Genomic DNA, 21,140 nt, shown 5'->3' with positions numbered 1-21,140 from the left:
CACACCATGCACATGACCGGCGCCAGGGCGCCGGCACCCAGGGAGTGAGTTCGGTTGTCGACCGCCATCCTCACCGGTCAGCCGGTCCCCGGATCGTCGATCGAGGGCGATCTGCGGTCCCTCGGCTTCGACGTGCGGGTCGCCGTCGACGCCGCGGACGCCGAACGGCTGGTCGCCGAGGCACCCTGCGACGGGCGCGTGGCCCTCGTCGACGCCCGCTTCGTCGGCCACCTGCACGCGCTGCGCCTCGGCCTGACCGACCCGCGCTTCCCGCTCGCCGCGATCCCCGGCGCCGTCACCGCACAGCCCGGGGGCCGGGTCGCGCTCACCCGCGCACTGGCCCGCGAGAACTCGTCCGGCGGCGGTACGGCCGTCGCGGTGGACAGCCTCGCCGACCGCGTCGTCACCGCCCTGGACGCCGAGGAGGCCGGCGTCCACCGCCCCGAGCTCGGCAGCCTCATCGCCGCCGTCCCGGCCGACCCGCAGGCCCGCAACGAGGCACGGCAGGCCGTCGCCGACGTCGACGACGAAGCCGTACGCCTGAAGTCGGCCGTGAAGTCCCGCGACGGCTTCTTCACCACCTTCTTCATCAGCCCCTACTCCCGCTACATCGCCCGCTGGTGCGCCCGCCGCGGCCTGACCCCGAACCAGGTCACCACCGCCTCGCTGCTGACCGCGCTGATCGCGGCGGCCTGCGCGGCCACCGGCACCCGCGGCGGCTTCGTCGCGGCCGGCGTCCTGCTCATCGCGTCCTTCGTACTGGACTGCACCGACGGCCAGTTGGCCCGCTACTCCCTCCAGTACTCCACGCTCGGCGCCTGGCTGGACGCCACCTTCGACCGCATCAAGGAGTACGCCTACTACGCGGGGTTGGCGCTGGGCGCGGCCCAAGGCGGCGACGACGTATGGGCGTTGGCGCTCGGCGCGATGATCCTGCAGACCTGCCGGCACGTCGTCGACTTCTCCTTCAACGAGGCGAACCACGACGCCACCGCCAACACCAGCCCCACCGCGGCCCTTTCGGACAAGCTCGACAGCGTCGGCTGGACGGTGTGGGTACGCCGGATGATCGTGCTGCCGATCGGCGAGCGCTGGGCGATGATCGCGGTCCTCACGGCGGTCACCACACCCCGGATCACCTTCTGGGTGCTGCTCGTCGGCTGCGCGTTCGCGGCGACTTACACCACTGCGGGCCGGGTGCTGCGCTCGCTGACGCGGAAGGCGCAGCGCACGGACCGGGCGGCGCAGGCGCTGGCCGACCTCGCGGACAACGGGCCGCTTTCCGAGGCCGTGGCGCGTGTCGCCCCCCGCTTCCCGGCGCCCGTGGCCGCCGCGGCCGGCGGTCTGCTGGTAGTGATCTCCGCCGCAGTCTGGGGCGGAGACTGGCCGACCGTCCTGGCCGCCGTCGGCTATGTCCTGCTGTCCGCCGTCGCCGTCTCCCGTCCCCTCAAGGGCGCCCTGGACTGGCTCGTTCCCCCCTTCTTCCGGGCCGCCGAGTACGGCACCGTCCTGGTGCTGGCAGCCAAATCAGGGGTGAACGGAGTCCTTCCCGCGGCTTTCGGCCTGGTAGCGGCTGTCGCCTACCATCACTACGACACGGTGTACCGCATCCGCGGCAACGCCGGAGCGCCCCCGGCCTGGCTGGTGCGCGCCGTCGGGGGGCACGAAGGGCGGACGCTGCTCGTCACCGTCCTGGCCGCCGCGCTCACCGCCTCGCAGTTCAAGGTCGCGCTCACGGTGCTCGCCGTGGCCGTCGCCCTGCTGGTGCTCGTCGAGAGCATCCGCTTCTGGGTGTCCGCAGGGGCGCCCGCCGTACACGATGAAGGAGAAACCGCATGATCGGCCTCGTGCTGGCGGCGGGCGCCGGGCGGCGTCTGCGCCCCTACACCGACAGCCTGCCCAAGGCGCTGGTGCCGGTGGGGCCCGCCGGTATAGAGGCTGCATCCGTCAGCGGCTCCGCCGCGGCGATCACGGTGCTCGACCTCACCCTCGGCAACTTCGCCGAGATCGGCCTGACCGAGGTCGCGATCATCGTCGGCTACCGCAAGGAGGCCGTGTACGAGCGCAAGGCGGCCCTGGAGCAGAAGTACGGCCTCAAGCTCACCCTCATCGACAACGACAAGGCCGAGGAGTGGAACAACGCCTACTCCCTGTGGTGCGGGCGTGACGCCCTCAAGGACGGTGTGATCCTCGCCAACGGCGACACCGTCCACCCGGTCTCCGTCGAGAAGACGCTGCTCGCCGCGCGCGGCGAGGGCAGGCGGATCATCCTGGCCCTGGACACGGTGAAGAACCTCGCCGACGAGGAGATGAAGGTCGTCGTCGACCCCGAGAAGGGCATGACGAAGATCACCAAGCTGATGGACCCCGCCGAGGCCACCGGCGAGTACATCGGCGTCACCCTCATCGAGGGCGACGCCGCCGCCGAGCTGGCCGACGCCCTCAAGGCCGTCTGGGAGACCGACCCGCAGCAGTTCTACGAGCACGGGTACCAGGAACTGGTGAACCGAGGCTTCCGGATCGATGTGGCGCCGATCGGCGACGTCAAGTGGGTCGAGATCGACAACCACGACGATCTCGCCCGCGGACGGGAGATCGCGTGCCAGTACTGACGAGGCTGATTCCGTCCCCGGTCGTCGTGGACATCCGCCCGGGTGCCCTCGACGACTTGGCCTGCGTGCTCGCCGACGAGCGGATCTCGCAGTCCGGCAGGCTCGCCATCGCCGTCAGCGGCGGTTCGGGCGCCCGGCTGCGCGCACGGCTCGAACCGACCCTGCCCGGCGCGACCTGGTACGAGGTCGGCGGCGGCACCATCGACGACGCCGTGCGGCTGGCCGCCGACATAAAGGCCGGCCGTTTCGACGCGGTCGTCGGGCTCGGCGGCGGCAAGATCATCGACTGCGCCAAGTTCGCCGCGGCGCGCGTCGGCCTCCCGCTGGTCGCCGTCGCCACCAACCTGGCGCACGACGGCCTGTGCTCGCCGGTCGCCACGCTCGACAACGACGCGGGCCGCGGCTCCTACGGCGTGCCGAACCCGATCGCGGTCGTCATCGACCTGAACGTGATCCGTGAAGCACCCGTCCGCTTCGTGCGCTCGGGCATCGGCGACGCGATCTCCAACATCTCCGCGGTCGCCGACTGGGAGCTCGCGGGCCGCGTCAAGGGCGAGAAGATCGACGGTCTCGCCGCGGCCATGGCCCGCCAGGCCGGCGAGGCGGTGCTGCGGCACCCGGGCGGCGTCGGCGACGACGGCTTCCTGCAGGTGCTGGCCGAGGCGCTGGTCCTCACCGGTATCGCCATGTCCGTGTCGGGCGACTCCCGCCCGTCCTCGGGCGCCTGCCACGAGATCAACCACGCCTTCGACCTGCTCTACCCCAAGCGCGCCGCCGCCCACGGCGAGCAGTGCGGCCTGGGCGCGGCCTTCGCGATGTACCTGCGCGGAGCCCACGAGGAGTCCGCCTACATGGCCGAGGTGCTGCGCCGGCACGGACTGCCGGTGCTCCCGGAGGAGATCGGCTTCAGCGTGGACGAGTTCGTCCGCGCCGTGGAGTTCGCCCCCGAGACCCGCCCCGGCCGCTACACGATCCTCGAACACCTCGACCTGAAAACCGACCAGATCAAGGACACATACGCCGACTATGTCAAGGCCATCGGTAGCTGAACTCCGCCCGGTCGTCCACCCCGCGGGGGTCAAGGACCGGCGCAGCGGTGAGCACTGGATGGGACGCCTCTACATGCGTGAGGTGTCCCTGCGGGTCGACCGCTACCTGGTGAACACCAGGGTCACGCCCAACCAGCTCACGTACCTGATGACCGTCTTCGGCGTGCTCGCGGCCCCGGCACTGCTCGTGCCGGGGATCCCGGGCGCCGTGCTCGGCGTGGTCTGCGTCCAGATGTACCTGCTCCTCGACTGCGTCGACGGCGAGATCGCGCGCTGGAAGAAGCAGTACTCCCTCAACGGCGTCTACCTGGACCGCGTCGGCGCCTACCTCACCGACGCCGCCGTGCTCGTCGGCTTCGGGCTGCGCGCCGCCGACCTGTTCGGCAGCGGTCGTATCGACTGGCTGTGGGCCTTCCTCGGCACCCTCGCCGCGCTCGGCGCGATCCTGATCAAGGCGGAGACCGACCTGGTCGGCGTCGCCCGGCACCAGGCGGGCAAGCCGCCCGTCCAGGAGTCCGCCGCCGAGATGCGCTCCTCCGGCATGGCGCTGGCCCGCAAGGCCGCGTCCCTGCTGAAGTTCCACCGGCTGATCCTCGGCATCGAGGCGTCCCTGCTGATCCTGGTCCTGGCCGTCGTCGACAACCTCCGCGGCGACCTGTTCTTCTCCCGCCTCGGCGTCGCCGTACTGGCCGGGATCGCGCTGCTCCAGACCCTGCTGCACCTGGTCTCCATCCTCGCGTCGAGCAGGCTGAAGTGACCGGCATGAAGGTCGGCGCGGTGATCATCACCATGGGCAACCGCCCCGACGAACTCCGCGCCCTGCTCGACTCGCTCGCCAAGCAGGACGGCGACCTGGTCGAGGTGGTCGTGGTCGGCAACGGCTCGCCGGTCCCGGACGTCCCCGAGGGCGTGCGGACCGTCGAGCTGCCCGAGAACCTCGGCATCCCCGGCGGGCGCAACGTCGGCATCGAGGCCTTCGGGCCCAGCGGCCGCGACGTCGACATATTGATGTTCCTGGACGACGACGGACTCCTGGCCGGCCACGACACCGCCGAGCTGTGCCGCAAGGCCTTCGAGGCCGACCCGAGGCTCGGCATCATCAGCTTCCGCATCGCCGACCCCGACACCGGGGTCACCCAGCGCCGCCACGTGCCGCGCCTGCGCGCCGCGGACCCGATGCGCTCCTCCCGGGTCACCACCTTCCTCGGCGGCGCCAACGCTGTACGCACCCAGGTCTTCGCCGAAGTCGGCGGGCTGCCGGACGCATTCTTCTACGCCCACGAGGAAACCGACCTGGCATGGCGGGCTCTCGACGCGGGCTGGATGATCGACTACCGGTCCGACATGGTGCTGTTCCATCCCACCACCGCGCCCTCGCGGCACGCGGTCTACCACCGCATGGTCGCCCGCAACCGGGTCTGGCTCGCCCGCCGCAACCTCCCCGCGCTCCTGGTCCCGGTCTACCTCGGGGTCTGGCTGCTGCTCACCCTCGTCCGCCGCCCCTCGCGGCCCGCGCTCCGGGCGTGGTTCGGCGGGTTCCGGGAGGGCTGGACCACTCCCTGCGGCCCGCGACGGCCCATGAAGTGGCGCACCGTGTGGCGGCTGACCCGACTGGGCCGGCCTCCTGTGATCTGACAAGCTCTTTCCTGTGAGCCAGAAGAAAGTTTCCAGCAGTGAGTGAGACAACCCACGACGCCACGGTCGCCCTCGGCACCGGCGTGTCGCCCGAGGAGGGCCTCACGGCTGCCGGGCTCGCCGCCAGGTACGGCCTGACCGTGAGCGGCGCCCGGCCCTCCCTCGCCGAGTACGTCCGCCAGCTCTGGGACCGGCGTCACTTCATCCTCGCCTTCTCCCGGGCGAAGCTGACCGCCCAGTACAGCCAGGCCAAGCTCGGCCAGCTGTGGCAGGTGGCCACGCCGCTGCTGAACGCGGCCGTGTACTTCTTCATCTTCGGCATGATCCTCAAGGCGAACCGCGGCCTGGACCACGACGTCTACATCCCGTTCCTGGTCACCGGCGTCTTCGTGTTCACCTTCACGCAGAGCTCCGTGATGGCGGGCGTCCGCGCGATCTCCGGCAACCTCGGCCTGGTCCGCGCGCTGCACTTCCCGCGCGCCTCGCTGCCGATCTCCTTCGCGCTTCAGCAACTCCAGCAACTGCTGTACTCGATGATCGTGCTGTTCGCCGTGGCCGCCGCCTTCGGCAGCTACCCGGACCTGTCCTGGCTGTTGATCGTCCCGGTGCTCGTCCTTCAGTTCCTCTTCAACACCGGCCTCGCGCTGATCTTCGCCCGCGCGGGCTCCAGGACCCCGGACCTGGCGCAGCTGATGCCGTTCGTGATGCGTACGTGGATGTACGCGTCGGGCGTGATGTTCTCCATCCCGATCTTCCTGGCGGACAAGCCGCAGTGGCTGGCCAACGTCCTGCAGCTGAACCCGGCCGCGATCTACATGGACCTGATGCGCTTCGCGCTGATCGAGGGCTACGGCTCCGAGAACCTCCCCGACCACGCCTGGGCGGTCGCGGGCGGCTGGGCGGCGCTGATCGCCCTCGGCGGCTTCGTGTACTTCTGGAAGGCGGAGGAGAGGTACGGCCGTGGCTGAGCAGCACGAGGAGCGCATCCCCACGGTCATCGCCGACGAGCTGCACATCGTGTACCGCGTGCACGGCGCCAAGACCGGCAAGGGCAGCGCCACCGCCGCCCTGAGCCGCATCCTCAAGCGCGGCGAGGAGCGCGGGGTGCGCAAGGTGCATGCCGTCAAGGGCGTCTCCTTCGTCGCCTACCGAGGCGAGGCCATCGGCCTGATCGGCTCCAACGGCTCTGGCAAGTCGACCCTGCTGCGCGCCATCGCCGGCCTGCTGCCCGCCGAGAGCGGCCGCGTCTACACCAACGGCCAGCCCTCGCTGCTGGGTGTCAACGCGGCCCTGATGAACGACCTGACGGGCGAGCGGAACGTCATCCTGGGCGGGCTCGCGATGGGCATGTCCCGCGAGCAGATCAAGGAGCGCTACCAGGGGATCGTCGACTTCTCCGGCATCAACGAGAAGGGCGACTTCATCACCCTGCCGATGCGCACCTACTCCTCCGGCATGGCGGCCCGCCTGCGCTTCTCCATCGCCGCCGCCAAGGACCACGACGTCCTCATGATCGACGAGGCGCTGGCCACCGGTGACCGCAAGTTCCAGATCCGCTCCGAGGAGCGCATCCGCGAACTGCGCAAGCAGGCCGGCACGGTGTTTCTCGTCAGTCACAGCAACAAGTCGATCCGCGACACCTGCGACCGCGTCCTGTGGCTGGAACGCGGCGAGCTGCGCCTGGACGGACCGACCGAAGAGGTCCTCAAGGAGTACGAGAAGTTCACGGGCAAGTAGTCCACCCGGCCCTGGACGCAACTGGCCAGGACGGATCGCAGGGCCCTGCCGCAACCTTCGCGGCGGGGCCCCGCGTCTGCAAAGGAAACGTCAACTCGGCTCGGCCTTAGGAATCTTGACGCCAATCGGTGTGTTGTTGTGATGTGCAGGACACCCCAGGGAAGCTCGCTGCGTTGTACAACGTAAGCTGTACCGGTCCCGAAACGCGGCAAAGTGGGGCGATAATGCGCGACACCCACAAGCGGGACAGGCGTGCGGACGGCCGGGCGGCGTGTCCGAAATAGTGTGTATTGGGTCTGCGGTGTAGAACGGGAGATGTGACGGCAATGGCTACGGAAACTCCCCAGCTCAGCGCTGCTGCCTGTGCCGTCCCCGCCCCGGGCGGCGAGCGGTGACGGGAGCCGGTGCGCCGCGCCCCGCCGATCCGGAGCGCGGCACGCTCGACAAGGCCGCGAGCGAGAACTTCCCCGTGGCCCCCTTCTTCCTGCCCAGGGCCTGGCGCGACGACCTCATGGCCGTGTACGGCTTCGCCCGCCTCGTCGACGACATCGGCGACGGCGACCTGGCCCCCGGTGGCGCCGATGCCAGGCTGCTCGGCGTGTCGCCCGCGGACGCCGAGGACCGGCTGCTGCTGCTGGACGCCTTCGAGGCCGACCTGAACAGGGTCTTCTCCGGAGAGCCGCGTCACCCCCTGCTGCGCCGCCTGCAGCCCACGGTCCGGCGCCGCTCGCTCACCCCCGAGCCCTTTCTCGGCCTGATCGCCGCCAACCGCCAGGACCAGCTCGTCAGTCGCTACGAGACCTACGACGACCTGCTTGCCTACTGCGAACTGTCGGCCAATCCGGTCGGCCGTCTGGTGCTCTCCGTCACGGGCACCTCGACCCCCGAGCGGGTCCGGCTCTCGGACGCGATCTGCACGGCCCTCCAGATCGTCGAACACCTTCAGGACGTCGCCGAGGACCTCGGCCGCGACCGCATCTACCTGCCCGCCGAGGACATGAAGCACTTTCATGTCCAGGAGTCGGATCTGGCCACGAAAACCGCGGGCGCATCGGTGCGCGCACTGGTTGCATACGAAGCAGAACGCGCCCGCGGTCTCCTGAATGAAGGCGCCCCCCTGGTGGGTAGCGTCCACGGCAGGTTGAAGCTGCTGCTCGCGGGCTTCGTGGCGGGAGGAAGGGCGGCGATCCACGCGGTCGCCGCCGCCGAATACGACGTACTTCCCGGCCCGCCCAAGCCCGGCAAGCTCCGGCTGCTGCGCGAGGTGGGCGTGACTCTGCGAGGAGAGGGGTGATCCGGACCGTGGAGTCGGAACAACACGTGTCCGCACCGGTACTCGCCGCCTACAGCTACTGCGAGGCCGTCACCGGACAGCAGGCACGCAACTTCGCGTACGGCATCAGGCTGCTGCCGACGCCCAAGCGTCGCGCGATGTCGGCGCTGTACGCGTTCTCCCGGCGTGTCGACGACATCGGCGACGGCGCGCTGGCGGACGACGTCAAGGCGGCGAGACTCGAGGACACCCGGGCGCTGCTGACCCGGGTGCGCGCGGGCGAGGTCGCCGAGGACGACGTCGACCCGGTCGCGGTCGCCCTCGCCCATGCCGCGGAGGTCTTCCCGATCCCGCTCGGCGGCCTGGACGAGCTGATCGACGGCGTACTGATGGACGTACGCGGCGAGACCTACGAGACCTGGGACGACCTGAAGGTCTACTGCCGCTGCGTCGCCGGCGCCATCGGACGCCTCTCGCTCGGTGTGTTCGGCACGGAACCGGGGGCGCGCGGCGCCGAGCGCGCAGCGGAGTACGCCGACACCCTCGGGCTCGCGCTGCAGCTCACCAACATCCTCAGAGACGTCCGCGAGGACGCCGAGGGCGGGCGTACCTATCTGCCCTCCGACGACCTCGCGAAGTTCGGGTGCTCGGCCGGCTTCAACGGCCCGACCCCGCCGGAGGGCTCCGACTTCGCGGGCCTCGTGCACTTCGAGGTGCGACGGGCCCGCGCCCTTTTCGCCGAGGGCTACCGGCTGCTCCCCATGCTCGACCGGCGCAGTGGCGCCTGTGTCGCCGCGATGGCCGGCATCTACCGCCGTCTGCTCGACCGCATCGAGCGCGACCCCGAGGCGGTACTGCGCGGCCGGGTCTCGCTGCCGGGGCGGGAGAAGGCGTACGTCGCCGTCCGCGGCCTGTCCGGCCTCGACACCCGGCATGTGACGCGGAGGACCGTCAGGAGGCGCGCCTGATGGACAAAACGGCCCAAGGTGACTCTATCGGCGAAATGCGGCACGCAACCCTCCGGGCGGGGACCGCGTCCCTGACTGCAACGGCCTGCCGTGCACGGTTCAACCACGGCGGTCGCGCAGGGGAGGGCGCACGATGAGCGAGGGCACACAGTCCGAGGAACCGGCCGCCGACGTGCCGGAACGAGGCGGGCGGGACGCCGTCGTGATCGGCGGCGGGCTCGCCGGCATCACCGCGGCGCTCGCACTGGCCGACGCGGGTGTCCGCGTCACCCTGATCGAGGGCAGGCCGAGACTGGGCGGTCTCGCCTTCTCCTTCCAGCGCGGCGAACTGACCGTCGACAACGGACAGCACGTCTACCTGCGCTGCTGCACCGCCTACCGCTGGTTCCTCGACCGCATCGAGGGGACGGCGCTGGCGCCGCTGCAGGATCGTCTCGACGTGCCCGTTCTCGACGTCGACAAGCCCGAGGGGCGGCGCCTTGGACGGCTGCGGCGCGACGCGCTGCCGGTGCCGCTGCACCTGGGGCGCAGCCTCGCCACGTATCCGCACCTCTCGCTCGCCGAGCGGGCCAGGGTGGGGCGTGCCGCGCTCGCGCTCAAGGGGCTCGACCTCGCCGATCCGAACCTGGACACGCAGGACTTCGGCAGCTGGCTGACCGCGCACGGTCAGTCGGCGCGTGCCGTCGAGGCCCTGTGGGACCTGGTCGGGGTCGCCACCCTCAACGCGGTCGCGGGCGACTCCTCGCTGGGGCTCGCCGCGATGGTGTTCAAGACCGGTCTGCTGTCCGACCCGGGCGCGGCCGACATCGGATGGGCGCGCGTCCCGCTGGGTGAACTGCATGACCGGCTCGCCCGCAAGGCGCTCGACTCCGCGGGCGTGCGTACCGAGGTCCGTACACGCGTCACCTCCATCTCTACTGACGAGAACGGGCGTTGGAGCGTCCAGGTTCCCGGCGAGACCCTCACCGCGGACTCCGTCGTGCTCGCCGTACCCCAGCGCGAGGCCCATGACCTGCTGCCTCACGGCGCGCTCGACGCCCCGGAAAATCTTCTTCAGATCGGCACCGCGCCGATCCTCAACGTCCATGTCGTCTACGACCGCAAGGTGCTCGACAAGCCGTTCTTCGCGGCCCTCGGCACCCCCGTCCAATGGGTCTTCGACCGGACCGACGCCTCCGGGCTGCGCGAGGGCCAGTACCTCGCGCTGTCCCAGTCGGCCGTGCGGGACGAGATCGACGAGCCGGTCGCCGTGCTGCGCGAGCGCTATCTGCCCGAGTTGGAACGCTTGCTTCCGGGTACGCGCGGCGCGGAGGTGAAGGACTTCTTCGTGACCAGGGAGCGCACGGCGACGTTCGCTCCGAGCCCCGGCGTCGGACGGCTGCGGCCCGGCGCCCGAACGAAAGCCCCCGGCCTCTACCTGGCCGGAGCGTGGACCGCCACCGGGTGGCCCGCGACCATGGAGAGTGCGGTCCGCAGTGGTGTGAGTGCGGCGGACGCCGCGCTCGCCGCCCTGGGCCGGCCCCGCCCCGCTCGCCTCTTCGAGTTCGAGGAGGCGGCGTGATGCTCGACCAGCAGGCGGCAGGCGGCCCCCGCACCCCCGGTACCGCAACAAGAGGAGAGACTGTGCCCACTGTGCCCCCGGCCGAGACGGCTGCCGACGCGGTGGACGTGACCGCGCTCCTGGAGCGCGGCCGGACCCTTGCCACACCGGTACTGCGGGCGGCCGTGGACCGCCTGGCCCCTCCCATGGACACCGTTTCCGCCTACCACTTCGGCTGGATCGACGCCGAGGGCAACCCCGCGGCCGGCGGCGGCGGCAAGGCCGTGCGCCCCGCCCTCGCGGTCCTGTCCGCCGAGGTGACCGGCGCCGCGCCCGAGGTCGGCATCCCCGGCGCCGTCGCCGTCGAGCTGGTCCACAACTTCTCGCTCCTGCACGACGACCTGATGGACGGCGACGAACAGCGCCGCCACCGCGACACCGTCTGGAAGGTGCACGGCCCCGCCCAGGCGATCCTGGTCGGCGACGCCCTGTTCGCCCTGGCCAACGAGGTGCTGCTGGAGCTCGGCTCGGTCGAGGCGGGCCGCGCCACCCGCCGCCTGACCAGCGCCACCCGCGCCCTGATCGACGGCCAGGCGCAGGACATCTCCTACGAGCACCGCGACCGCGTCAGCGTCGAGGAGTGCCTGGAGATGGAGGGCAACAAGACCGGCGCCCTGCTCGCCTGCGCCTCCTCCATCGGCGCGGTGCTCGGCGGCGCGGACGACCGCACCGCCGACACGCTGGAGAGGTACGGCTACCACCTGGGCCTCGCCTTCCAGGCCGTCGACGACCTCCTCGGCATCTGGGGCGACCCGGTCTCCACCGGCAAGCAGACCTGGAGCGACCTGCGCCAGCGCAAGAAGTCCCTGCCGGTCGTGGCCGCGCTCGCGGCGGGCGGACCCGCCTCCGACCAGCTCGGCGAGATCCTCGCGGCCGACGCCAAGAGCAGCGACTTCGAGAACTTCTCCGAGGAGGAGTTCGCGGCCCGCGCCGCCCTCATCGAGGAGGCGGGCGGCCGGGAATGGACGGCCGAGGAGGCGCGCCGTCAGTACACCACCGCCATCGAGGCGCTGGACGCCATCGACATGCCCGACCGGGTGAGGGCCCGGTTCGCGGCGCTCGCGGACTTCGTCGTCGTACGAAAGAGATGATCACTATCGGTCGAATAGCCCTCGCGTAGTCGCCGGCCGGTGCCGAAGGCACCATCAGGGCACCGGCCGACGGCGGACCCACAGCAGCACGACTCGCACGACTGCACGAAGGGGAAGCCATGACAGCGACGACCGACGGAAGCACCGGGGCACTGCCGCCCCGGGCAGCCTCGGCCAGCGAAACCGACAGCACGAACCCCGTGGCGACGGGGGTGCACGACGTCGCCGTACGCGCGGTACAACGCTCCACCGCCTTCCTGCTCTCCCGGCAGGACGCCCAGGGCTGGTGGAAGGGCGACCTCGAGACCAACGTGACCATGGACGCCGAGGACCTGCTGCTGCGGCAGTTCCTGGGCATCCTCGACGAGGCGACCGCGCACGCCGCGGCGCTGTTCATCCGCGGCGAGCAGCGCGAGGACGGCACCTGGGCCAGCTTCTACGGCGGCCCCGGCGAACTCTCCACCACCGTCGAGGCGTACGTCGCCCTCCGCCTCGCCGGCGACGAGCCGGACGCCCCCCACATGGCGAAGGCCTCGGCGTGGATCCGCGCGCGGGGCGGGATCGCCGCCTCCCGGGTCTTCACCCGGATCTGGCTCGCGCTGTTCGGCTGGTGGAAGTGGGAGGACCTGCCCGAACTCCCGCCGGAACTCATCTACTTCCCCAAGTGGGTGCCGCTCAACATCTACGACTTCGGGTGCTGGGCCCGGCAGACGATCGTCCCGCTGACGATCGTCTCCGCGAAGCGGCCGGTGCGGCCCGCGCCCTTCCCGCTCGACGAGCTGCACACCGACCCGGACAACCCGAACCCGCCGAAACCCCTTGCCCCGGCGGCCAGTTGGGACGGCGCCTTCCAGCGTCTGGACAAGGCGCTGCACCGGCTGCGCAAGGTCGTCCCGCGCGGACTGCGCAGGTCGGCGATGAACTCCGCGGCGCGCTGGATCATCGAGCGGCAGGAGAACGACGGCTGCTGGGGCGGCATCCAGCCACCCGCCGTGTACTCGGTGATCGCGCTGTACCTGCTGGGCTACGACCTCGAACACCCGGTGATGCGCGAGGGGTTGGCCTCGCTGGACCGTTTCGCCGTGTGGCGCGAGGACGGCGCCCGGATGGTCGAGGCCTGCCAGTCGCCCGTGTGGGACACGTGCCTGGCGACCATCGCGCTCGTGGACGCGGGCGTGCCCGCCGACCATCCGCAGCTCGTCAAGGCCGCCGACTGGATGCTCGGCGAGGAGATCGTCCGGCCCGGCGACTGGGCCGTGAAGCGACCCCAACTGCCGCCCGGCGGCTGGGCGTTCGAGTTCCACAACGACAACTACCCCGACATCGACGACACCGCCGAGGTCGTCCTCGCCCTGCGCCGGGTCAAGCACCACGACCCGGAGCGGGTGGACCGGGCGATCGGGCGCGGGGTGCGCTGGAACCTCGGGATGCAGTCGAAGAACGGGGCCTGGGGCGCCTTCGACGTCGACAACACCAGCCCGTTCCCCAACCGGCTGCCGTTCTGCGACTTCGGCGAGGTCATCGACCCGCCGTCCGCCGACGTCACCGCGCACGTGGTGGAGATGCTTGCGGTCGAGGGCCTCTCGCACGACCCGCGCACCCGGCGCGGCATCGAGTGGCTGCTCGCCGAACAGGAGCCGGACGGCTCGTGGTTCGGGCGCTGGGGCGTCAACTACATCTACGGCACCGGGTCCGTCGTGCCCGCTCTGGTCGCGGCCGGGTTCCCCGGCTCGCACCCGGCGATCCGGCGGGCCGTGGCCTGGCTGGAGTCCGTGCAGAACGACGACGGCGGCTGGGGCGAGGACCTCCGCTCGTACAAGGACGCCAAGAAGTGGAGCGGCAAGGGCGCCTCCACCGCCTCGCAGACCGCGTGGGCGCTGATGGCGCTGCTCGCGGCGGGGGAGAGGGACTCCAAGGCCGTCGAGCGCGGCGTCGAGTGGCTCGCGGCCACCCAGCGGGAGGACGGCTCCTGGGACGAGCCGTACTTCACCGGAACCGGCTTCCCCTGGGACTTCTCGATCAACTACCACCTCTACCGGCAGGTGTTCCCGCTCACCGCGCTGGGCCGGTACGTCAACGGCGAGCCCTTCTCCGCGAAGCCTCTCGCCGAGGTCAAGGGGGGTTGATGAGCACACAGCCCGCTCCGGCCCCGCTGCTGATCGCCTGCGCGCTCGGCATCGAGCACCTCGCCCTGCGCACCGGCGACCGCGGCGGTGCCGGCGGGCCCGTCACCGTGCTCCGCACCGGCATGGGGCCCAGGGCGGCCGAGCGCTCGGTCACCCGAGTCCTCGCCGATCCGGCGCTTCGTGAGGCCGCCGTGCTGGCCACCGGGTTCTGCGCGGGGCTCGCTCCCGGCATGCACCCCGGCGACCTCGTGGTGGCCGAGGAGACCCGGGACCCGGACGGAACCGTTCCGTGCGTGGGAACCGACCTACTCGTCAAGGAGCTGGTACGGGCCGTGCCCGGGCGCACCGTGCATACCGGACCGCTCACCGGCTCCGATCACGTCGTCCGCGGTCAGGAACGGTCGGATCTGCTCACGACCGGCGCAATCGCGGTCGACATGGAATCCGCGGCGACGCTCCTGAGCGCCGTTCGCGCAGGCGAGCGCCCCGTTGCGGCCGTACGGGTGGTCGTGGACGCTCCTGAACATGAACTCGTCCGGATCGGCACGGTGCGCGGTGGAATATCAGCCTTCCGCGTCCTTCGTTCCGTACTTCCAGCTTTCTTCGAATGGCACCGTTCCTTGCTGCTCCCCAGGAGGTGAGCCAGATGGCCATGCCGCTGCGTCAGTCCATCAAGGTCGCTACATACTTGGCCGAACAGAAGCTCCGCAAGCGGGACAAGTTCCCGCTGATCGTGGAGCTGGAACCTCTCTTCGCATGCAACCTGAAGTGCGAGGGCTGCGGCAAGATCCAGCACCCGGCGGGCGTGCTCAAGCAGCGCATGCCGGTCGCGCAGGCCGTCGGGGCGGTGCTGGAGTCCGGTGCGCCGATGGTGTCCATCGCGGGCGGTGAGCCCCTGATGCACCCTCAGATCGACGAGATCGTGCGGCAGTTGGTGGCGAAGAAGAAGTACGTCTTCCTCTGCACCAACGCCATGCTGCTGCGCAAGAAGATGGACAAGTTCAAGCCCTCCCCGTACTTCGCCTTCGCGGTGCACATCGACGGGCTGCGCGAGCGGCACGACGAGTCCGTGGCGAAGGAGGGCGTGTTCGACGAGGCCGTGGAGGCGATCAAGGAGGCCAAGCGGCGCGGCTTCCGGGTCACCACCAACTCGACCTTCTTCAACACCGACACCCCGCAGACCATCATCGAGGTGCTCAACTTCCTCAACGACGACCTCAAGGTCGACGAGATGATGATCTCGCCCGCCTACGCCTACGAGAAGGCCCCCGACCAGGAGCACTTCCTCGGCGTCGAGCAGACCCGCGAGCTGTTCAAGAAGGCCTTCGCGGGCGGCAACCGCCGCAAGTGGCGGCTCAACCACTCGCCGCTCTTCCTGGACTTCCTGGAGGGCAAGGTCGACTTCCCGTGCACGGCCTGGGCGATCCCGAACTACTCGCTCTTCGGCTGGCAGCGCCCCTGCTACCTGATGAGCGACGGGTACGTGCCGACGTACCGCGAACTCATCGAGGAGACCGACTGGGACAAGTACGGCCGCGGCAAGGACCCGCGCTGCGCCAACTGCATGGCGCACTGCGGCTACGAGCCCACCGCCGTCCTCGCCACCATGGGGTCCCTGAAGGAGTCCCTGCGCGCGATGCGCGAGACGGTCTCCGGAAACCGGGAGTGACGTCGTGACCGCCATTCCTCTGGGCCTCCCCGGGGTACCGGCCCGGCCCGTCGCCGAGCGGCGCGTGTCGCGGCGGATCCAGGTCGGGCCGGTGGCGGTCGGGGGCGGGGCACCGGTGTCGGTGCAGTCGATGACGACGACCCGTACCTCGGACATCGGCGCCACGCTCCAGCAGATCGCCGAACTCACCGCGTCCGGCTGCCAGATCGTCCGCGTCGCCTGCCCCACGCAGGACGACGCGGACGCGCTGGCCACCATCGCCCGCAAGTCGCAGATCCCGGTGATCGCGGACATCCACTTCCAGCCGAAGTACGTGTTCGCGGCGATCGAGGCCGGGTGTGCCGCGGTACGGGTCAACCCGGGCAACATCAAGAAGTTCGACGACCAGGTGAGGGAGATCGCGCGGGCCGCCAAGGACCACGGCACGCCGATCCGGATCGGGGTCAACGCCGGCTCCCTCGACAAGCGGCTGCTGCAGAAGTACGGCAAGGCGACCCCGGAGGCGCTCGTCGAGAGCGCGCTGTGGGAGGCCTCGCTCTTCGAGGAGCACGACTTCCGGGACATCAAGATCTCGGTGAAGCACAACGACCCGGTCGTGATGATCGAGGCCTACAAGCAACTGGCGGCCCAGTGCGACTACCCGCTGCACCTCGGGGTGACCGAGGCGGGTCCCGCCTTCCAGGGCACGATCAAGTCCGCCGTCGCCTTCGGGGCGCTGCTGTCGCAGGGCATCGGGGACACGATCCGGGTCTCGCTGTCCGCGCCTCCCGCCGAGGAGGTCAAGGTCGGCATCCAGATCCTGGAGTCCCTCGGGCTGCGGCAGCGCCGCCTGGAGATCGTGTCGTGCCCGTCCTGCGGGCGCGCCCAGGTCGACGTCTACAAGCTGGCCGACGAGGTCACGGCGGGCCTGGAGGGCATGGAAGTCCCGCTGCGGGTAGCCGTGATGGGTTGTGTGGTCAACGGCCCCGGCGAGGCGCGGGAGGCGGACCTGGGGGTCGCCTCCGGCAATGGAAAGGGCCAGATCTTCGTCAAGGGCGAGGTCGTCAAGACCGTGCCCGAGTCGAAGATCGTGGAGACCCTCATCGAGGAGGCGATGAAGATCGCCGAACAGATGGAGCAGGACGGCGTCGCGTCGGGGGAGCCGGCCGTCACCGTGAGTTGAACAGCACGGACCGAAGGGGGCCCGAGCGTGACCATTCTGGAGAACATCCGGGGACCACGCGACCTTAAGGCGCTGTCCGAGGCGGAACTCGGTGAACTGTCCGAAGAGATCAGGGAGTTCCTGGTGCATGCGGTGGCCAGGACCGGCGGACACCTCGGGCCCAACCTGGGGGTGGTGGAACTGTCCATCGCGCTCCACCGGGTCTTCGAGTCGCCCGTCGACCGCATCGTCTGGGACACCGGCCATCAGAGCTACGTCCACAAGCTGCTGACGGGACGTCAGGACTTCTCGAAGCTGCGCGGCAAGGGCGGCCTGTCCGGCTACCCGTCGCGCGAGGAGTCCGAGCACGACATCGTCGAGAACAGCCACGCCTCCACGGCGCTCGGCTGGGCCGACGGACTCGCCAAGGCCCGCCAGGTGCAGGGCGAGAAGGGGCACGTGGTCGCGGTCATCGGCGACGGCGCGCTGACCGGCGGCATGGCCTGGGAGGCGCTGAACAACATCGCCGCCGCCAAGGACCGCCCGCTGATCATCGTCGTCAACGACAACGAGCGGTCGTACGCGCCGACCATCGGCGGCCTCGCCAACCACCTGGCCACCCTGCGCACCACCGACTCGTACGAGAAGGTGCTGGCCTGGGGCAAGGACGTGCTGCTGCGCACGCCGGTCGTCGGCAACACCATCTACGAGTCGCTGCACGGCGCGAAGAAGGGCTTCAAGGACGCGTTCGCCCCGCAGGGCATGTTCGAGGACCTGGGCCTGAAGTACGTCGGCCCGATCGACGGGCACGACGTCGGGGCCGTCGAGTCCGCGCTGCGGCGCGCGAAACGGTTCCACGGTCCGGTGCTGGTCCACTGCCTCACGGAGAAGGGCCGCGGCTACGAGCCCGCCCTCGCCCACGAGGAGGACCACTTCCACACCGTCGGCGTGATGGACCCGCTCACCTGCGAGCCCCTCACCCCGGCCAACTCCCCTTCCTGGACCTCCGTGTTCGGCGACGAGATCGCCGCGATCGGACAGGAGCGGGAGGACGTCGTGGCGATCACGGCGGCCATGCTGCACCCGGTGGGGCTCGGCAAGTTCGCGGCGCGGTTCCCGGACCGGGTGTGGGACGTGGGCATCGCCGAGCAGCACGCGGCGGTGAGCGCGGCAGGCCTGGCGACCGGCGGGCTGCACCCGGTCGTCGCCGTCTACGCCACCTTCCTCAACCGTGCCTTCGACCAGCTCCTCATGGACGTCGCGCTGCACCGCTGCGGAGTGACCTTCGTCCTGGACCGGGCCGGCGTCACGGGCGTCGACGGGCCCTCCCACAACGGCATGTGGGACATGTCCATCCTCCAGGTCGTACCGGGGCTCAGGATCGCCGCCCCGCGCGACGCCGACCAGCTGCGGGCGCAGCTGCGCGAGGCGGTCGCCGTCGACGACGCGCCGACGCTGGTCCGCTTCCCGAAGGAGTCGGTCGGGCCCGAGATCCCGGCGATCGACCGGGTCGGCGGCCTCGACGTCCTGCACCGCGGCCCGGACGCACCCGAGGTGCTCCTCGTGGCCGTCGGCGTGATGGCACCCGTCTGCCTCCAGGCCGCCGAGCTGCTGGAGGCGCGCGGGATCTCCTGCACGGTCGTCGACCCGCGCTGGGTCAAGCCGGTCGACCCGGCGCTGCCGGGCCTCGCCGCCGAACACCGCCTGGTGGCCGTCGTCGAGGACAACAGCCGCGCGGCCGGCGTCGGCGCCGCGGTCGCGCTGGCCCTCGGGGATGCCGAAGTCGACGTACCGGTACGGCGGTTCGGCATCCCGGAGCAGTTCCTCGCGCACGCCAAGCGCGGCGAGGTGCTGGCCGACATCGGGCTCACGCCCGTCGAGGTCGCCGGACGGATCAGCGCGAGCCTCGCGGTCAAGGAGGCCGAGGACACCCTGGCCGTCAAGGAACAGCTGGACGGCACAGTCAAGGAGAAGGCTGAATGACCAAGGAGTTCGACCTCGGCGCACTCCTGGCCGAGCGCGGAGCCGAGCGCTACGAGCTGCACGGGAAGTACCTGAACCACCAACTCCCGCGCATGCTCCACACCATCGGCTTCGACAAGGTCTACGAGCGCGCCGAGGGCGCCCACTTCTGGGACGCGGACGGCAACGACTACCTGGACATGCTCGCCGGGTTCGGGGTGATGGGCCTGGGCCGCCACCACCCCGTCGTCCGCAAGGCGCTGCACGACGTCCTCGACGCCCAGCTCGCAGACCTCACCCGCTTCGACTGCCAGCCGCTGCCCGGGCTGCTGGCCGAGAAGCTGCTGACGTACAGCCCGCACCTGGACCGCGTGTTCTTCGGCAACAGCGGCACGGAGGCGGTGGAGACGGCGCTGAAGTTCGCCCGGTACGCCACCGGCAGGCCCAGGATCCTCTACTGCGACCACGCCTTCCACGGCCTGACCACCGGCTCGCTGTCGGTCAACGGCGAGGACGGCTTCCGCGACGGCTTCGCCCCGCTGCTGCCCGACACGGCCGTACCGCTCGGCGATCTCGACGCCCTGGCACGGGAGTTGAAGAAGGGCGACGTCGCCGCCCTGATCGTCGAGCCGATCCAGGGCAAGGGCGTGCACGAGGCACCGCCCGGGTATCTGCGGGCGGCCCAGGAACTCCTGCGCAGGCACAAGGCGTTGCTGATCGCCGACGAGGTGCAGACGGGCCTCGGCCGGACCGGCGACTTCTACGCCTACCAGCACGAGGACGGCGTCGAGCCGGACCTGGTGTGCGTGGCGAAGGCGCTGTCGGGCGGCTATGTCCCGGTCGGGGCCACGCTGGGCAAGGACTGGATCTTCAAGAAGGTCTACTCGTCCATGGACCGGGTGCTGGTCCACTCGGCGAGCTTCGGGTCCAACGCCCAGGCCATGGCGGCCGGTCTCGCGGTGCTCTCGGTCATGGAGAACGAGCAGGTCGTCGCGGGCGCCCGGGCGACCGGGGAGCAGTTGAAGTCCCGGCTCACCGCGCTGATCGACAAGTACGATCTGCTCGCCGACGTCCGCGGGCGCGGCCTGATGATCGGCATCGAGTTCGGCAGGCCCAAGTCGCTGAAGCTGCGCAGCCGTTGGACCATGCTGCAGGCCGCGCGCAAGGGCCTGTTCGCGCAGATGGTCGTCGTACCGCTGCTCCAGCGGCACCGGATCCTCACCCAGGTCTCCGGGGACCACCTGGAGGTGATCAAGCTGATCCCGCCGCTGGTCGTCGGCGAGCAGGACGTGGACCGGTTCGTGGACGCGTTCACGGCCGTGATGGACGACGCGCACAGCGGTGGCGGGCTGATGTGGGACTTCGGCAAGACGCTGGTGAAGCAGGCGGTGGCCAACCGCTAGCGGCAGGGGGTTTTGCCTCTGAGGCAAGAAATTTGCCGCGGAGGCAAAGCTCCGGCTGAATGGAGAGCATGAGCTCTCCGGAAGCCGCGTCCGAGCCGCCCGCCGGACCGGACCTGCCCGCCGTCGCGCCACAGCTGCGCGCCCTGCGCCGCCGTGCCTCCCTCACGCTGGAGGCCGCGGCGAGCGCCGCCGGGCTGTCCGCGGCCCATCTCTCCCGGCTGGAGACCGGGCAGCGCCAGCCCTCGCTGCCGATGCTGCTCGCACTCGCCCGTATCTACGGTACGACGGTCTCGGAACTGCTCGGCGAGACGGTCGCCGACCGGGACTCGATCGTGCGCGCGGCCGACATGGAGCCGACGGCGGCGGGCGGCTGGACCTACTTCCAGGCCGGGGCGCCCGGCCGCGGCATGCAGGCCCTGCGCGTCCACGTGCCGCACGGCTCCCAGGGCGACATCGTGCGGGTGCATCCCGGCGAGGAGTGGCTGTACGTCCTGCGCGGACGGCTGCGGCTGCGCCTCGGCGACACCACGCACCGGCTCGGACCGGGCGACAGCGCGCACTTCGACTCGCTGACCCCGCACCGCATCGCCGCCCAGGATCCCGACGGCGTCGAGCTCCTGTTCGTACACACCCTGCTGCAGAGCCCCACGGCCACGCTGTGCCTGGGCCCGATCACCGGAGACACGCCATGAGCGAACGGAACATGGAGGAGAAGTTCCCCCGCGCCCTCTGGGTGCGCCTGATCATCTACATCGCCGTCGGACACCTCTTCGCGGCCTTCGTCTACCTGCTGTTCGCGGTGGGCGCCAAGTAGTCGCCACGACGGCCAGGGCCCCGGTACCCGACGAGTACCGGGGCCCCTCCCACATACTGC

The 21,140-nt window shown here is 70.6% G+C and carries 20 protein-coding genes; all 20 read left to right on the top strand.

Annotated features, from left to right (window positions below):
* Nucleotides 1–54: 54 nt before the first annotated feature.
* Complete coding sequence (locus MQP27_RS06825; protein WP_242762243.1) at nucleotides 55–1,839, top strand: DUF5941 domain-containing protein; 1,785 nt, start codon at nucleotides 55–57, stop codon at nucleotides 1,837–1,839.
* A complete protein-coding gene (locus tag MQP27_RS06820; RefSeq protein ID WP_242762241.1) occupies nucleotides 1,836–2,612 on the top strand; it encodes a phosphocholine cytidylyltransferase family protein in 777 nt (258 codons plus the stop codon). The genes MQP27_RS06825 and MQP27_RS06820 overlap by 4 nt, the downstream gene beginning before the upstream one ends.
* The gene (locus tag MQP27_RS06815) at nucleotides 2,600–3,661 is read left to right on the top strand and encodes an iron-containing alcohol dehydrogenase family protein (RefSeq protein WP_242762240.1); all 1,062 of its coding nucleotides are present in this window, start codon (nucleotides 2,600–2,602) and stop codon (nucleotides 3,659–3,661) included. Before MQP27_RS06820 ends, MQP27_RS06815 begins: the two co-directional genes overlap by 13 nt.
* Complete coding sequence (locus MQP27_RS06810; protein WP_242762239.1) at nucleotides 3,639–4,418, top strand: CDP-alcohol phosphatidyltransferase family protein; 780 nt, start codon at nucleotides 3,639–3,641, stop codon at nucleotides 4,416–4,418. Before MQP27_RS06815 ends, MQP27_RS06810 begins: the two co-directional genes overlap by 23 nt.
* A gap of 5 nt (nucleotides 4,419–4,423) precedes the next feature.
* On the top strand, nucleotides 4,424–5,296 hold the full coding sequence (locus tag MQP27_RS06805; RefSeq protein WP_242763592.1) for a glycosyltransferase family 2 protein: 873 nt from the start codon (nucleotides 4,424–4,426) through the stop codon (nucleotides 5,294–5,296).
* A gap of 38 nt (nucleotides 5,297–5,334) precedes the next feature.
* The gene (locus MQP27_RS06800) at nucleotides 5,335–6,264 is read left to right on the top strand and encodes an ABC transporter permease (RefSeq protein WP_242762238.1); all 930 of its coding nucleotides are present in this window, start codon (nucleotides 5,335–5,337) and stop codon (nucleotides 6,262–6,264) included.
* Nucleotides 6,257–7,033 (top strand): ABC transporter ATP-binding protein, encoded by a 777-nt coding sequence (locus MQP27_RS06795; RefSeq protein WP_242762237.1) that lies wholly within the window; start codon nucleotides 6,257–6,259, stop codon nucleotides 7,031–7,033. The genes MQP27_RS06800 and MQP27_RS06795 overlap by 8 nt, the downstream gene beginning before the upstream one ends.
* Nucleotides 7,034–7,424: 391 nt before the next feature.
* Nucleotides 7,425–8,327 carry a squalene synthase HpnC gene (gene hpnC, locus MQP27_RS06790; RefSeq protein ID WP_242762236.1) on the top strand — a complete coding sequence of 301 codons (903 nt, stop codon included), beginning with the start codon at nucleotides 7,425–7,427 and terminating at the stop codon, nucleotides 8,325–8,327.
* Nucleotides 8,324–9,274 carry a presqualene diphosphate synthase HpnD gene (gene hpnD / locus MQP27_RS06785; protein ID WP_242762230.1) on the top strand — a complete coding sequence of 317 codons (951 nt, stop codon included), beginning with the start codon at nucleotides 8,324–8,326 and terminating at the stop codon, nucleotides 9,272–9,274. Before hpnC ends, hpnD begins: the two co-directional genes overlap by 4 nt.
* On the top strand, nucleotides 9,274–9,411 hold the full coding sequence (locus MQP27_RS51605; RefSeq protein WP_372511140.1) for a DUF6380 family protein: 138 nt from the start codon (nucleotides 9,274–9,276) through the stop codon (nucleotides 9,409–9,411). Before hpnD ends, MQP27_RS51605 begins: the two co-directional genes overlap by 1 nt.
* Entirely contained in the window at nucleotides 9,408–10,835 is a 1,428-nt protein-coding gene (gene hpnE / locus MQP27_RS06780; protein WP_242762228.1) for a hydroxysqualene dehydroxylase HpnE, read from the top strand. The genes MQP27_RS51605 and hpnE overlap by 4 nt, the downstream gene beginning before the upstream one ends.
* Nucleotides 10,835–11,965, top strand: a complete 1,131-nt coding sequence (locus MQP27_RS06775) for a polyprenyl synthetase family protein (RefSeq protein WP_242762227.1) — start codon at nucleotides 10,835–10,837, stop codon at nucleotides 11,963–11,965. The genes hpnE and MQP27_RS06775 overlap by 1 nt, the downstream gene beginning before the upstream one ends.
* Before the next feature lie 119 nt (nucleotides 11,966–12,084).
* Nucleotides 12,085–14,091 (top strand): squalene--hopene cyclase, encoded by a 2,007-nt coding sequence (gene shc, locus MQP27_RS06770; RefSeq protein ID WP_242762226.1) that lies wholly within the window; start codon nucleotides 12,085–12,087, stop codon nucleotides 14,089–14,091.
* Complete coding sequence (locus tag MQP27_RS06765) at nucleotides 14,091–14,732, top strand: 5'-methylthioadenosine/S-adenosylhomocysteine nucleosidase family protein (protein WP_242762225.1); 642 nt, start codon at nucleotides 14,091–14,093, stop codon at nucleotides 14,730–14,732. The genes shc and MQP27_RS06765 overlap by 1 nt, the downstream gene beginning before the upstream one ends.
* Before the next feature lie 5 nt (nucleotides 14,733–14,737).
* Nucleotides 14,738–15,760: an adenosyl-hopene transferase HpnH gene (hpnH, locus tag MQP27_RS06760; RefSeq protein ID WP_194081685.1), complete on the top strand. Its 1,023-nt coding sequence runs from the start codon at nucleotides 14,738–14,740 to the stop codon at nucleotides 15,758–15,760.
* A 4-nt stretch (nucleotides 15,761–15,764) separates the two neighbouring features.
* Nucleotides 15,765–16,922: a flavodoxin-dependent (E)-4-hydroxy-3-methylbut-2-enyl-diphosphate synthase gene (gene ispG, locus MQP27_RS06755; protein WP_242762224.1), complete on the top strand. Its 1,158-nt coding sequence runs from the start codon at nucleotides 15,765–15,767 to the stop codon at nucleotides 16,920–16,922.
* Nucleotides 16,923–16,949: 27 nt separating this feature from the next.
* The gene (gene dxs / locus MQP27_RS06750) at nucleotides 16,950–18,884 is read left to right on the top strand and encodes a 1-deoxy-D-xylulose-5-phosphate synthase (RefSeq protein WP_242762217.1); all 1,935 of its coding nucleotides are present in this window, start codon (nucleotides 16,950–16,952) and stop codon (nucleotides 18,882–18,884) included.
* Complete coding sequence (locus MQP27_RS06745; RefSeq protein ID WP_242762216.1) at nucleotides 18,881–20,266, top strand: aspartate aminotransferase family protein; 1,386 nt, start codon at nucleotides 18,881–18,883, stop codon at nucleotides 20,264–20,266. The genes dxs and MQP27_RS06745 overlap by 4 nt, the downstream gene beginning before the upstream one ends.
* A gap of 68 nt (nucleotides 20,267–20,334) precedes the next feature.
* Entirely contained in the window at nucleotides 20,335–20,958 is a 624-nt protein-coding gene (locus MQP27_RS06740; RefSeq protein ID WP_242762215.1) for a helix-turn-helix domain-containing protein, read from the top strand.
* On the top strand, nucleotides 20,955–21,080 hold the full coding sequence (locus MQP27_RS06735; RefSeq protein ID WP_242762214.1) for a DUF6126 family protein: 126 nt from the start codon (nucleotides 20,955–20,957) through the stop codon (nucleotides 21,078–21,080). The genes MQP27_RS06740 and MQP27_RS06735 overlap by 4 nt, the downstream gene beginning before the upstream one ends.
* Nucleotides 21,081–21,140 lie beyond the last annotated feature (60 nt).

Source organism: Streptomyces cylindrosporus (genome assembly GCF_022698165.1).
Lineage (GTDB): Bacteria > Actinomycetota > Actinomycetes > Streptomycetales > Streptomycetaceae > Streptomyces > Streptomyces cylindrosporus.
Note: the sequence above shows the minus strand (reverse complement) of the source record. Positions and strands in the feature narration are given on the sequence as shown.

Excerpts from the sequence above, each read along its gene's own strand:
- MQP27_RS06820 (WP_242762241.1), top strand. The coding sequence starts at position 1,836 with ATGATCGGCCTCGTGCTGGCGGCGGGCGCCGGGCGGCGTCTGCGCCCC.
- MQP27_RS06810 (WP_242762239.1), top strand. The coding sequence starts at position 3,639 with ATGTCAAGGCCATCGGTAGCTGAACTCCGCCCGGTCGTCCACCCCGCG.
- MQP27_RS06805 (WP_242763592.1), top strand. The coding sequence starts at position 4,424 with ATGAAGGTCGGCGCGGTGATCATCACCATGGGCAACCGCCCCGACGAA.
- MQP27_RS51605 (WP_372511140.1), top strand. The coding sequence starts at position 9,274 with ATGGACAAAACGGCCCAAGGTGACTCTATCGGCGAAATGCGGCACGCA.
- hpnE (WP_242762228.1), top strand. The coding sequence starts at position 9,408 with ATGAGCGAGGGCACACAGTCCGAGGAACCGGCCGCCGACGTGCCGGAA.
- MQP27_RS06775 (WP_242762227.1), top strand. The coding sequence starts at position 10,835 with ATGCTCGACCAGCAGGCGGCAGGCGGCCCCCGCACCCCCGGTACCGCA.
- shc (WP_242762226.1), top strand. The coding sequence starts at position 12,085 with ATGACAGCGACGACCGACGGAAGCACCGGGGCACTGCCGCCCCGGGCA.
- MQP27_RS06765 (WP_242762225.1), top strand. The coding sequence starts at position 14,091 with ATGAGCACACAGCCCGCTCCGGCCCCGCTGCTGATCGCCTGCGCGCTC.
- hpnH (WP_194081685.1), top strand. The coding sequence starts at position 14,738 with ATGGCCATGCCGCTGCGTCAGTCCATCAAGGTCGCTACATACTTGGCC.
- MQP27_RS06745 (WP_242762216.1), top strand. The coding sequence starts at position 18,881 with ATGACCAAGGAGTTCGACCTCGGCGCACTCCTGGCCGAGCGCGGAGCC.
- MQP27_RS06740 (WP_242762215.1), top strand. The coding sequence starts at position 20,335 with ATGAGCTCTCCGGAAGCCGCGTCCGAGCCGCCCGCCGGACCGGACCTG.
- MQP27_RS06735 (WP_242762214.1), top strand. The coding sequence starts at position 20,955 with ATGAGCGAACGGAACATGGAGGAGAAGTTCCCCCGCGCCCTCTGGGTG.